The organism is Campylobacter sp. RM16189 (genome assembly GCF_012978815.1).
Taxonomy (GTDB): Bacteria; Campylobacterota; Campylobacteria; order Campylobacterales; family Campylobacteraceae; genus Campylobacter_A.
Window position 1 is genome coordinate 87,043 of the sequence record NZ_LIWR01000003.1, and the last position, 12,151, is coordinate 99,193.

A 12,151-nucleotide genomic window follows, 5' to 3' on the forward strand; every position below is an offset into this window, starting at 1 on the left:
AATTTTAGGCGATAAGCTTTAAGGTTATATTTTCGTTCTACTCTCAATAGCTTTCATAAGCGAGAGTAGATCGATATTTTCTAAACTTACTCCGGTAGGGACTCCTTGAGCGATCTTGCTAAATTTTAGGTCTAAATTTTTAAGTTGATCCTCTATGAAAATTATCAACGCATCGCTGTTTATATTTGGAGTTAATGCGAATATAATCTCTTCTGTGCCGTTTTTAATAATGCAGTTTTTTAAATCTTCTATGATTTTTGGAGTAAGCTCTTCAAGCACGAAGTAAAGCCCTGAATAGATTCCATTTTGTTCAAGTATTAAGATGTCTTTTGGATTTTCTACCACTGCTAGTAACGCTCTATCTCTCGTTTCGTCGCTGCAAATATCACAAATTTCATCTTCGCTAAGTCCGCCACAAATTTGACATTTCTTAGTAAATCTAACCGCATCTTCTATGCTTTGAGCCAGTTTAAGTCCTCCTAAACTATCGCCCAAGCAGACATGATATGCAAATCTTTGGGCTGATTTTTTGCCAACTCCTGGAAGCTTTTCAAAGGCTGCTATAAGCTCGTTAAATTTCTCAAGTCCTTTTCTCAAGCGGCTACCTTGGGTTTTGTATTGATGCAAAATATATGATATCCATCTTCATAAGAATAAGATAAGTTAAATTTGTGCATTTGACATATATGATCTATGATATAAAGTCCAAGCCCCATCCCTGCACTCTTGCTATTTTTCTCTCTTATAAAGGCCTGCATATAGTATTCTATAGGTTTTTCAAGAGGCTTGCCTAAATTTTTAATATAAATTTCATTTTTAGTGCAGATTACCTGGGCTTTTTTATCATCAGCATATTTTAGGGCGTTATCTACCAAATTTTTAACCGCCAAAGCAAATAGCTGAAAATCAACTCTCAAAAGCATATCGTCATTAAAGTCACAAATAACTCTCTCTTCAAATTTATCAAGCATAAGCATATCTCTAACTTGTTCCATTATTATGGAAAAGAAGCACTCTTGATAGTTTAAGGCATAGCTTTTTGATAGTAGTTGCTCTATCTTTGCAAATTCGTTTATTAGCATGTCAAGCTTTTCAAAGATAGTTATAAGACGATTTTTTTGAGTTTCGTTTTGCACCATTTCGGCCACTATTCTACCTTTGCCTATAGGAGTTTTTAGTTCGTGCATTATTGTTCGTAAAAATAATTGCCTAGATTTTATAAGCTCTCTTATCTTGGCTGCTGCATTATCAAATTCAATTGCTACACGAGAAATTTCATCATCAGACTGCGCAGTCTTTGCTGATATTTCGACCTCCATATTTCCGCTAGCAAATTTACGTATATCTTTACTTAGCTTTTTAAGCGGAGCAAGAGAGTTTATAACAGAGATATAGAGTGATACAAGCAATGTCACCGTAATAAAAAATCCTATCCAAAGCGGATCGTTTATGTTTTTTGCATCGTTGCTTTCAAGCAAAATTTGAAATGCCGGATTTTTTATCTGTAAAAATAGATTATCTCTGTAGTGAATTGACTGTATAAGCCCTAAAGGAGTTTGTTTAGCAAATACCGGATGTCCGTTATTTACTATCTCTGTGACTAAATTTTTATTATCTATGTAAGATAGTCCAAAATTTTTAAAATAGTGCGATAAATCGCTTGGTGGATTTGATTTTTCATATAGCGTAATAAGGTAATTTATTGCGCTTACTTGCTTGTCTTTGACCTTTTCTAGCATATTATTAAGCTGTATGTTGCCAAATGTAAATAGCAACATACAAACAAGCGAAAACGCGATCGCAAATACTACGGTTATCTTAGTGGTGATAGAGTATCTTATCATCCTATTAGCTTATAGCCTATACCGCGAACCGAGAATATGTGCCTTGGATTTTTTGAGTTATCTCCTATTTTGGTTCTAAGTCTTCCTATTATTACATCTAAGCTCTTTGAATCCTTGTCTTTTAAGCTTTTGCAATTATAGACAAGTTGCTCTCTTGATACCGAGAAGCTATGTTGCTTGATGAGATAGGTTAAAATTTCATATTCGGCAGGAGTTAGTGTTAATGCCTCGTTATTGTAATAAATTTCATGTCTTTTTTCATCTATTCTAAAGGCCGAATCCACAACCTCTTCTACGTTTTCGTGAGATTTTTTATATCTTCTAATTAGACTCATTATTCTGGCGTGCATCTCTTTTGGATCGTAAGGCTTTGGAAGATAGTCGTCAGCCCCTATTTGAAGTCCTACGACCTTATCGCTTATATCGCTTCTGGCCGATGAAATAATAATAGGTATATCGTATTTTTCGCGAATCTCTTTGCATACCTCAAGTCCGTCTATGCCAGGTAGCGTAAGATCTAAAATTAGTAAATCATAATTTTTAATGCCTGCGCTTAGTCCAAGGTAAGGATCTTCGTAGTTGGTGACTTTTATATTAAAATTATCTAAGTATTCTGATAGAATTTGAGCAAATTCTGGATCGTCTTCGATCATCAAAACGTTAATCATTATGAACCTTTCTGTGTTGATTTGGTGCTTATTATAACTAAAAATTGTTAAATTATATGACAAATAGCTTTTAGCGCCTAGTTTTGCTATTTGTAAATTAAAATTTAAATTTTAGCTTCAATAGGATAAAATCTATTTTTAAAATTAAAAAAATTAGGAGAATTTTTGGAGATTAATTATTATGAAATTCTAGAGATCAGTAGAACAAGCGACTCCGAAACAATAAAAAAAGCATTTAGAAAACTTGCGCTTAAATATCACCCGGATAGAAATCAGGGAGATAAAGAGGCCGAAGAGAAATTTAAGCTAGTAAATGAGGCTTATCAGGTATTAGGTGATGAAGAAAAGCGTAGAATTTATGATAGATACGGCAAGGCAGGACTTGAGGGTAGTGCCGGAGGATTTGGCGGAGGCTTTAGTGCTGATTTTGATCTAGGAGATATATTTAGCTCGTTTTTTGGCGGTGATTTTGGAGGTGATCGCAGGAGAAAAAGAAGCCCTGATAAGTATCCTCTTGATTTTGAAATCCCTGTAAATATAGAGTTTAACGAGGCTGTTTTTGGAGTAGAAAGGGAAGTAAAATTTAGTATTAAAAAACCTTGTCAAAGTTGCAAAGGCACAGGCTCAAAAGACGGTGCGTATAAGCCTTGTCCTCATTGTGGAGGAAAAGGGCGAATAAGCCAGCAAAGAGGCTTTATGAGCTTTGTTCAAGAGTGTCCATATTGTAGCGGGACCGGCGAAATCGTAAAGGATATTTGCGGTAAATGTGAAGGCAGAGGGTATGATGAGGAGAAGCAAAGCGTCACCATAAATATCCCAGCAGGCGTAGATAACGGTATGAGAATGAGAGTGGCAGGCAAGGGAAACCTCTCTGTGGATGGAAGTAGGGGTGATCTATATGTGAGCATATCGGTTGAGCCTGATGAACATTTTGTCAGAAACGGAAACGATGTCTATATAGAAATTCCTGTATTTTTCACTCAGGCGATTCTTGGAGAAACTATAAAGATACCGACGCTTAACGGATCAACTGAGCTAAAACTGCCAATAGGCACCAAAGATAAGCAACAATTTGTATTTGAAAATGAGGGTATAAAGAGCGTAAATAGTAGAAAAGTAGGGCGATTGATAGCTCAAATTTCGATAAAGTCGCCTAGTAAGCTAACCGATGAGCAAATAGAGATGCTTAAAAAACTTCAAGAAGGCTTTGGTATAGAAAACGGCAAAAGCAGTGCCGATGAGAGCGTATTTGACAAGGTTATAAATTGGTTTAAAGGCGATAGTCCTCAAGATAAAAACGCTAAAAAATAAATTTCTATAAATTTAGCCTTTGCGGTTTAATTTCCTCAAAGGCTAAAATCCTAATCTTTAATACTATTTTTTATTAACTCTATTTTTTCCGCAACGCTTTTGTTTGTTATTTTAGTTATCTCATCAAAATTTGCGTTTAGTATATTTTCAAAATTTCCATAAAATTTAACGAGCTTGGCTATGCTTCCTTGAGAAACTCCGGCTTGTATCAGCCTTGAGGCCTCCATATCTTCTCTTTTTTTAGTCTTTTGATGAAACGTTATGGCAAATCTGTGTGCCTCATCGCGAAGTCTTTGAAAAAACTGCAATTTTTTATCATTTGTAGCAAGCAAAAATGAGCCTAAATTCGTATAAATTTTATCCTTTGCAGCCCCCTTGGCGCGGTGGGCTTTGGAGTCTATTTTCTCTTTTGAAATTGTTATGACATCTACGTTTGCTCCGCTACTTTTTAAAATTTCATTAGCCAGATTTAGTAAGGCCTGCCCTCCGTCTATTATCCAAAGATCGGGAGCGGAAATTTTATCAAACCTAAGAGCCCTTTCTATGAGCATCTCTCGCATCTGATCGTAGTCGTTTTTGCTTTGTAGATGAACGTGGCGGTATTTGTCTTTGATGAAATTTCCATGCTCAAACCTTGTCATAGCGCCGACACAGGCTTTGCCAAACATATGCGAGTTATCAAAGGTTTCGACAGCATATGGAGTATGAGTAAGCGAAAAATACTCTTTTATCTCTTTTAAAAGCTCGTTATTATGGGTTTTTAGATAGTTTTGTATAGAAATTTCCGCATTTTTTCCTGCCATATCGCAAATTCGTTTTTTTTCGCCTATTTTTGGTGTAGATATGCTAAATTTTTTACTATGCCTAGCGGTTAAAATTTCCTCTACCAAGCCCGAGTCTTCAAATTTATCAAGTGTGTAAATTTTAGAACTAATTACCGGCATATCGATAGGAAAGCTCTCTAGGATTATTTGCTTGTAGGCATCGTTTGTATCGTTATCAAGATTCATTTTTAAATTTGTAATATTTTGATTTACTCCGCTTATTTTGCCGTTTTGAATACTAAATCTAACCGCACAGATCATATTTTGGCAAGAATTTATTGCAAACACTTCAAAATCCTCAAGTTTGGCCAGATCGACTTCTATTTTGGTATCCAGATCTTTTATGGCATTTATCTTGTCTCTGATTTTTGCCGCCTGCTCGTAGTTTTCGTTTTGGGCGTATTTTGTCATTAGATTTGTTAAATTTGCTATTAAGGAATTTGGATTTTGTAGTGCTAATATTGCAGCATTTACGACTTTTGAATATTCATTTGGAGAAATTTTGCTTATAAGCGGAGCCTCTGAATATCCTATCTGATATGGCAAGTATGAGCCTTTTGCCTTAAGCGCGGCCTTGCTTTGAACCAGTTTAAAGCTCATTTGCAAAGCCTCCAAAAGCTCCCTCCCTCCTCTAAAATATGGTCCAAAATATTTGATATTTTTGCCTTTTACGATCTTTCTTGTGATATCAAATCTTGGAAATTCATCGTCTAAATTTACGTAGATATAAGGGTAGGTCTTATCGTCTCTTAACAAGATATTGTATTTTGGCTTAAGCTGCTTTATAAATGAGTTTTCAAGGATTAGGGCGTCAGCTTCGCTTGGAGTTATTATATACTCAAGATGGGCGGTTTCGCTTATCATCTTATGGATTCTAGGACCCGCTTTTAATGAAGGCGCAAGAGTTGGCGTGAAGCTAAAATAGCTTTTGACTCGGTTTTTTAAATTTTTTGCTTTGCCCACATAAAGAAGCTTGCCAAATTTGTCAAAATATTGGTAGATCCCTGGACTATTTGGAAGTGAGCGAATTTCATCTATTAGCATCTAAATTCGCTTTTATTTTCTCTCTTATAGCTTCAAATTTGGCATGAATTTGGGGATTTTTAGCTAAATTTATAAACTCCCCTTTGGACTTTTCAAAATTTACAATTTTAAGTAAAATTTTTGATTCTTGTTTGAAGCGTAAATTTTTAGTTACGAAAAATTTTATATCCGAAATTTGAGCCAATTTACTATCTTTATTAACGCTGCAATAAATTTTTAATAAGCCTTTTATCATACTTATATTATTATCTCGTTTTAGCTCCTGAAGTCCTAGCGGATGAAGTAGGGCAAAAAATAAAATGTTATTTCTAACATAGCAAAAAGCTATTAGTCGTTGATGGTTTAAGCTAAGTAGCTTGGTGAATTCCAGGCACTCGCTACGGCTTTTAAGCTCTTTATACGAAGGATTATTTAAAATATGACCTATAATAAATTTAGCATCTTTCATAAATGGATTTTAGCATCTTTTTTATTAATCTTTTTATTGAGCGGTTGCGGATATAAGGCTAATCCATTTTATGATACTGGCGAAAGCCAAGAAAGCGCAAGAAAGACAGATAGGATTAATCAATTTTAGGTATTTGCGCTTTAGCTATGTTTTGATTTTACGACAAAAGAGTTTATGTCGCCCATTTTTATGGTCGATTAAATAAAATTTTAGGATTTTTTATGACTACATCAGATATTATCGTTTTAGACTTCGGTTCTCAATACACTCAGCTGATAGCTCGCAGATTGCGTGAGCAAGGTGTATATACGGAAATTTTGCCATTTAATGCCAAGCTTGAAGATATCAAGGCAAAAAAGCCAAAAGGTATCATTTTAAGCGGTGGTCCCGCAAGTGTATATGCAAGCGATGCTTACTTTTGCGACGAGGGTGTTTTTAAGCTAAAAGTGCCTATTCTTGGCATCTGCTACGGTATGCAGCTGATTGCTCATGTAAATAAGGCGGAGGTTGCTTTAGCTAGTCAAAAGGAGTATGGCAAGGCAGAGCTTAGCGTGATCAAAGAACACGCTTTATTTACCGGAACTCCTGAAAAACAGATAGTATGGATGAGTCATGCTGATTATGTGAAAAATATTCCAAATGGCTTTGAGGCACTTGCTATTAGCGAAAATTCGCCTTATTGCGTATTTGGAGACGATAAACGCAAAATTTATGCACTTCAATTTCATCCAGAGGTGCAACATAGCGAATTTGGCTCACAAATTTTAAAGAATTTCGCTAAATATATCTGCGGTTGTGAAAGTACTTGGAATATGGGAAGTTTTGCTAAAATACAAATCGCAAAGATAAAAGAGCAGGTAGGAAATAAAAAGGTTCTTTGTGCTGTAAGCGGTGGCGTGGATAGCTCTGTAACCGCAGCACTTTTAGCTAATGCGATACCTGAAAATGTAATACTTGTCTTTGTCGATAACGGACTTTTAAGAACTGGCGAAAGAGAGCAAGTGGAAGCCACTTTTAGGACAAGGCTTGGCGTAGAGCTCGTAAGTATCGATGCTAGCAAGACTTTCCTCGAGCGACTCGCAGGTGTCACCGATCCTGAGAGAAAACGCAAAATAATAGGCGAAACTTTCATAGAAATTTTTGAAAAAGAGGCCAAAAAACACGATAATGTAAAATTCTTAGCCCAAGGCACCCTGTATACTGATATTATTGAAAGTTCTGTCGTTGGTGCCGGTAAAACTATAAAAAGTCATCATAATGTGGGAGGCTTGCCTGATTGGATGAGCTTTGAGCTAATTGAGCCTTTAAAAGAAATTTTTAAAGATGAGGTGCGCCAACTTGGGCTTGAACTTGGTTTATCTCGTGATCTTGTCTTCCGTCATCCATTCCCTGGTCCTGGACTTGCCATACGTATAATGGGAGAGGTAAATACGCCTAGCCTTGAGCTTCTTCGCAAGGCTGACGTAATACTTCGTGACGAGCTTAAATCAACAGGTTGGTATAACAAGACTTGGCAAGCGTTCTGCGTACTTCTAAATGTAAATTCAGTCGGCGTAATGGGTGACAACCGCACCTATGAAAATGCTGTTTGTATCCGCGTGGTAGATGCAAGTGACGGCATGACGGCTAGCTTTTCAAGACTTCCTTATGATCTGCTTGAAAATATCTCTCGCCGCATTATTAACGAAGTTAACGGTATAAACCGCGTAGTTTATGATATCAGCTCTAAACCGCCTGCAACGATTGAATGGGAGTAGAAGAAATAATTTAAAATCAAGTCTTGTTAATGATTTATAGGTTAAAAAATTCTAATAGTATTAAAATATAAAAGTCTGTCAAAAATAATAATTAAAACAATAGCCTCTATCGACTTTCCACGATAAGATATGGAATAAACTATCTGTCCTTTTGCAAAAGTTGTAAAAAGACAGATAGTTTAATTAATATATTAAGTTAGGTTTTTATGTGAGAATTGTTATTTTAATATTGATAGGGAAAATAGCGAATAGCATATAGAGTGTTTGATATTAAAATCAGGAGAGCGCGATCAATGGATAGTAGATTGAAAACAAAATATGTACAACACTTTTCGACAAGAATTCCTTGGAAGGACAATGATTATACTGGAAGAATTGACGATAATCCCAAGTTTAATGTGACTGCCCAAGTAATACCTAATATTGCGGAATCAAGAGATTTAGAGTTTGAAGATGACAATAAAGGTAAAAAATATGAAAAAGTAGGCTCATTGAAAATGCAGAGTTGGATTACGGAAAATGCGGCTTTCATGAGTGATACTAAACTTTGCCTTGAAATGAACCATCCATATAAAGAAGAGAACGAAAGGTTTAAGCATTTTACTAAAACTGATTTTGAGTTAAAACCATATTCTTTTTTGCTGCGTCCATTTTCTTGGGCTTCAAAGGAAAATGCTACAGAAAAGCAAAAATATTATAATTTTTATTTTGATTTAGAAAAGACAGAGCAAATGCTTAATTGGTCGAGTGCATGGGTATCACATGGCGAGTCTCAAAAAGGGATTTTTGAATATTTTTTTTCAGGGATTAGTCCAAATAATTCGCTGATTTTTCCTTACTACAAACAAGTACCATTTATTGAAGACAATAGGCGTGTGATTGCCGGAATAGGGAATATCGTATCGAATATAGAACTTCAGGAATATTCATCGGATGGAAGCAGCGAAGAAAAGAACTATATTTGGGAAACAAATGTGGCTCACTCTATAAGAAATGATGGTAAAGAAGGCTTTTTAATGCCTTATCATGAAATATTAGACTATACTCAAAGTCATCCTGATTTTGATATGGAAAGCATTACATTATTTGAACCGGCAGGTTTTAGAGAAGAGTTTTCATATACAGCAGAATGGGTTAGCTATGATGCGGCAATTGATATTCTAAATCAAGCAAAAACTGTATTAAAAAATATAGCCGAACTTAATCTCAAAAAAGCTAATCATAAATGGGTTAATATGCAACTTAAATATATTGATATTCAATTAGAAAGAATTTGGAATCAGCGTGGAATATTTCCGGGACTTGGCTCTATGCTCTCAGCTTTTGGCTTAAGATACGGATTTGATATTGCAAAATATATCGATACATCTACTAATGATTTGATTTCAGAATTGAAATTGTATTTTATGGGAGATAAGATAACGGAGGATGAAGAATTAGATGAAAGCTTGGCTGAAAATGAAGATGAATTTTACGGCTTGTTAAAAGATGAAGTAAGAGTACAATATTTCGAACTGTTGTCTCGATTAAATCTTTCGGTTGAACAGTCTATTTATGCATGGAACAAGTTAAAGTGTAAATCTGAAGAAATTTTGAACAATCCCTATCTCCTATATGAATTGACAAGAAAAGAAGAAGAGAGTATTCAGATTGCTATTTCTCAAATCGACAATGCAATGTTTGTTAATCCACTGGTAATAAATAAGTATCCGCTTGAGAACCCGATTAAAATGAGAACAGAAGGTGATAAACGCCGATTTAGAGCAATGGTGATATATGTTTTGGAAAAAGCTGCGGCTACTGGACATACTTTACTTAGTTATGATCAAACGGTTGAAGAAATCAATAAACTTCCATTAGATAATAAAACTGATTTTAAAACAGAGAAAATTGAAGGTGTTGTTAACTTTTTAAACAAAGGTGAATTGTATGTTGATGAGGAAAATACATATATTAAATTGAAAGAATATCAAATTTATAAGGAATTAGTGGTTAACGTAGTCAAAAATCGTTTGAAAGACGGTTTGTCAAAGAAACAGAACTGGCGGAAGATTATTGATGACCAATTTGGAGAGCTGGAGAAAAATAATGAAGAAAATGATAAACTAGCTCGTGAGGAGAAGGCGACGGCATTAGGAATTCTTGAAGCATCTAGGATATCTGTCTTATTAGGAAGAGCCGGAACGGGCAAAACATCGGCATTGGGTATTTTTGCTTCTTCTGAAGAGATTAAAACCGGTGGAGTATTAGCGCTGACTCCTACAGGTAAAGCGAGAGTACAGCTTGAGAACTCATTTAAGAAAAATGGAGTGAATGCTGAATTTATGACTGTGGCACAATTTCTTACTCGTTCAAAGGGTTTCAATTGGAATACGATGACGTATAAAATGCCAACAGAACCAAGTTCCAGTATTGCTAAGACGGTAATTATTGATGAAAGTTCAATGTTGACGGAGAATATGTTTGCCGGTATATTAAAATTGGTTGGTACGCATGCAGTCAGAATTATTTTTATAGGGGATCCTAATCAATTGCCTCCCATAGGAGCGGGACGTCCATTTGTAGATTTAATCCATTATTTGGAAGGCTACTATCCTAAAAATGTTGCAAAATTAAAAACGGAGATGAGGCAGGGAGCGGGTGGAGATGACTTGATATTTGCTCAAATATTTTCCAACGCAGATTCTATCGATAAGGATCTAATTTATCGTATTCAAAATAATGAAATAGATAGTCGTTTTCAATTTGTTCAATATACTGATTTAGAAGATCTGAAAAAAGTTTTATTTGAAAAAATACCACAAATTGCAAATATGGATGATGAAGATGATATTGATGGATTTAACATTAGTTTAGGTGCTACAATAGATAAGTATACCAATTATCCGACCGGCAAATATATAGAAAATTGGCAGATTTTATCTGCAACTAAATTTATTGGGGTAGGGAGTTGTTTTTTAAATAGTCTGATTCACGAAAAATATCGCAAACATATTGTTGATGAATGGAATAAATATTGGTATTCAAAATATAGCCCTCAATCGATTCAAAACATAGTATATGGAGACAAAATCATATCAAATGTAAATGGCGAACGCTGCTATTGGGATGGTTCATCTGGAAAGGCATATGTAGCAAACGGTGAAATTGGAATCATGTCAAATTATCCAGGACATTACGGTAAGAATGATAAGAATACGAAGTGGTATAAATTCCGCTTTGCTTCCTTTGAGGGAAAAGAATTTTCCTATTTGAAAGATGATTTTGGTGGAGATAATAGTGATTCCGAGCTAGAACTTGCATATGCTCTAACTGTCCATAAATCACAGGGTTCCGGTTTTGGAAAAACCATAGTAATTATAAACGGAAAAAGTTTATTTATCACAAAGGAACTATTATATACCGCATTTTCCCGTCAAAAGGAAAAATTAGTGATCATAAGTGATCTACCCGTCGAAGAATTAATTCGGTATGCCAATGATTGGTATTCCGATACCAAACAAAGATATACAGATTTATTCGAAACTCCAAATATTACGGAGATAAATATCGGAAAGCAGAAACGATACTTTGCAGAAAATCTGATTCATAAAACAAGTCGAGGTGAAATGGTTAGATCAAAGTCTGAGGTAATAGTTGCTAATATTTTAAATAAAATTAAAGTTGATTATTTATACGAGGAGCCATTAAATGTTAATGGCAAAATTTATGTCCCTGATTTTACTCTAAATTATGAAGGAAAAACTGCTTATCTTGAACATCTTGGAATGTTAAGTGATTTATCATACAGAAAGCGTTGGGAAGAGAAAAAAGTAAATTATGAAAGCGAAGGTATATCAGAAATTAAAGGGAATTTAATAATTACTAAAGATGGATTAGACGGGAGCATAGACGCAGAATTAATAGAGAATAAAATTAGAACATGGATGGCGGACATTTGACTCTTTCTGCGTTACTAAAATTTTATATTGATGCTGTTTTTACAAAATATTCTGAGTAGTAACATAAAGTTATGAAGGCTGTTTATGAGATAGAAGTGCCATCTTAGACATTACTTTGGATGAATTATAAATGATAAAAAATATCAAAAAATGATATGGAGTACAAGCTAAATAGGCAATTTTATTTTTTAGGCTAATCTACACTATTTGAAATTATGAATTCCAAAAAAAATATAAAAAAGAACTTAAACTAGATGGATTTGTCGGTATTCGGTAAGCACAAGACTTTAACTTTAAACTGGTTTATGTATTGA

General features: G+C 34.8%; 8 protein-coding genes. 3 read left to right on the plus strand and 5 right to left on the minus strand.

What is annotated here, in order from left to right; all coding sequences use genetic code 11:
• Positions 1–24 precede the first annotated feature (24 nt).
• The 3 genes from recR to CDOM16189_RS02635 are packed head-to-tail and all read right to left on the minus strand — an operon-like array spanning position 25 to position 2,512.
• Positions 25–597 (minus strand): recombination mediator RecR, encoded by a 573-nt coding sequence (recR, locus tag CDOM16189_RS02625; protein WP_169974320.1) that lies wholly within the window; start codon positions 595–597, stop codon positions 25–27.
• On the minus strand, positions 594–1,841 hold the full coding sequence (locus CDOM16189_RS02630; RefSeq protein WP_169974495.1) for an ArsS family sensor histidine kinase: 1,248 nt from the start codon (positions 1,839–1,841) through the stop codon (positions 594–596). The genes recR and CDOM16189_RS02630 overlap by 4 nt, the downstream gene beginning before the upstream one ends.
• Complete coding sequence (locus CDOM16189_RS02635) at positions 1,841–2,512, minus strand: response regulator transcription factor (protein ID WP_169974319.1); 672 nt, start codon at positions 2,510–2,512, stop codon at positions 1,841–1,843. The genes CDOM16189_RS02630 and CDOM16189_RS02635 overlap by 1 nt, the downstream gene beginning before the upstream one ends.
• Before the next feature lie 165 nt (positions 2,513–2,677).
• Here CDOM16189_RS02635 and dnaJ point away from each other — a divergent pair, with 165 nt between their 5' ends.
• Positions 2,678–3,823: a molecular chaperone DnaJ gene (gene dnaJ, locus CDOM16189_RS02640; RefSeq protein WP_169974317.1), complete on the plus strand. Its 1,146-nt coding sequence runs from the start codon at positions 2,678–2,680 to the stop codon at positions 3,821–3,823.
• Positions 3,824–3,873: 50 nt separating this feature from the next.
• Here the strand turns inward: dnaJ and uvrC are convergent, their stop codons facing one another.
• Both uvrC and CDOM16189_RS02650 read right to left on the minus strand, forming a co-directional pair.
• The gene (uvrC, locus tag CDOM16189_RS02645) at positions 3,874–5,691 is read right to left on the minus strand and encodes an excinuclease ABC subunit UvrC (RefSeq protein WP_169974315.1); all 1,818 of its coding nucleotides are present in this window, start codon (positions 5,689–5,691) and stop codon (positions 3,874–3,876) included.
• The gene (locus CDOM16189_RS02650) at positions 5,678–6,139 is read right to left on the minus strand and encodes a hypothetical protein (RefSeq protein WP_169974313.1); all 462 of its coding nucleotides are present in this window, start codon (positions 6,137–6,139) and stop codon (positions 5,678–5,680) included. Before CDOM16189_RS02650 ends, uvrC begins: the two co-directional genes overlap by 14 nt.
• Positions 6,140–6,360: 221 nt before the next feature.
• Between CDOM16189_RS02650 and guaA the strand changes: the two genes are divergently transcribed.
• Entirely contained in the window at positions 6,361–7,896 is a 1,536-nt protein-coding gene (guaA, locus tag CDOM16189_RS02655) for a glutamine-hydrolyzing GMP synthase (RefSeq protein ID WP_169974311.1), read from the plus strand.
• A gap of 293 nt (positions 7,897–8,189) precedes the next feature.
• Positions 8,190–11,837: an ATP-dependent DNA helicase gene (locus CDOM16189_RS02660; protein ID WP_169974309.1), complete on the plus strand. Its 3,648-nt coding sequence runs from the start codon at positions 8,190–8,192 to the stop codon at positions 11,835–11,837.
• The last annotated feature ends 314 nt before the right edge of the window (positions 11,838–12,151 follow it).

What these genes read in the sequence shown, in the direction of transcription:
- CDOM16189_RS02650 (WP_169974313.1), bottom strand. Translation starts at nt 6,139, where the DNA reads ATGAAAGATGCTAAATTTATTATAGGTCATATTTTAAATAATCCTTCG.
- guaA (WP_169974311.1), top strand. Translation starts at nt 6,361, where the DNA reads ATGACTACATCAGATATTATCGTTTTAGACTTCGGTTCTCAATACACT.
- CDOM16189_RS02660 (WP_169974309.1), top strand. Translation starts at nt 8,190, where the DNA reads ATGGATAGTAGATTGAAAACAAAATATGTACAACACTTTTCGACAAGA.
- CDOM16189_RS02635 (WP_169974319.1), bottom strand. Translation starts at nt 2,512, where the DNA reads ATGATTAACGTTTTGATGATCGAAGACGATCCAGAATTTGCTCAAATT.
- uvrC (WP_169974315.1), bottom strand. Translation starts at nt 5,691, where the DNA reads ATGCTAATAGATGAAATTCGCTCACTTCCAAATAGTCCAGGGATCTAC.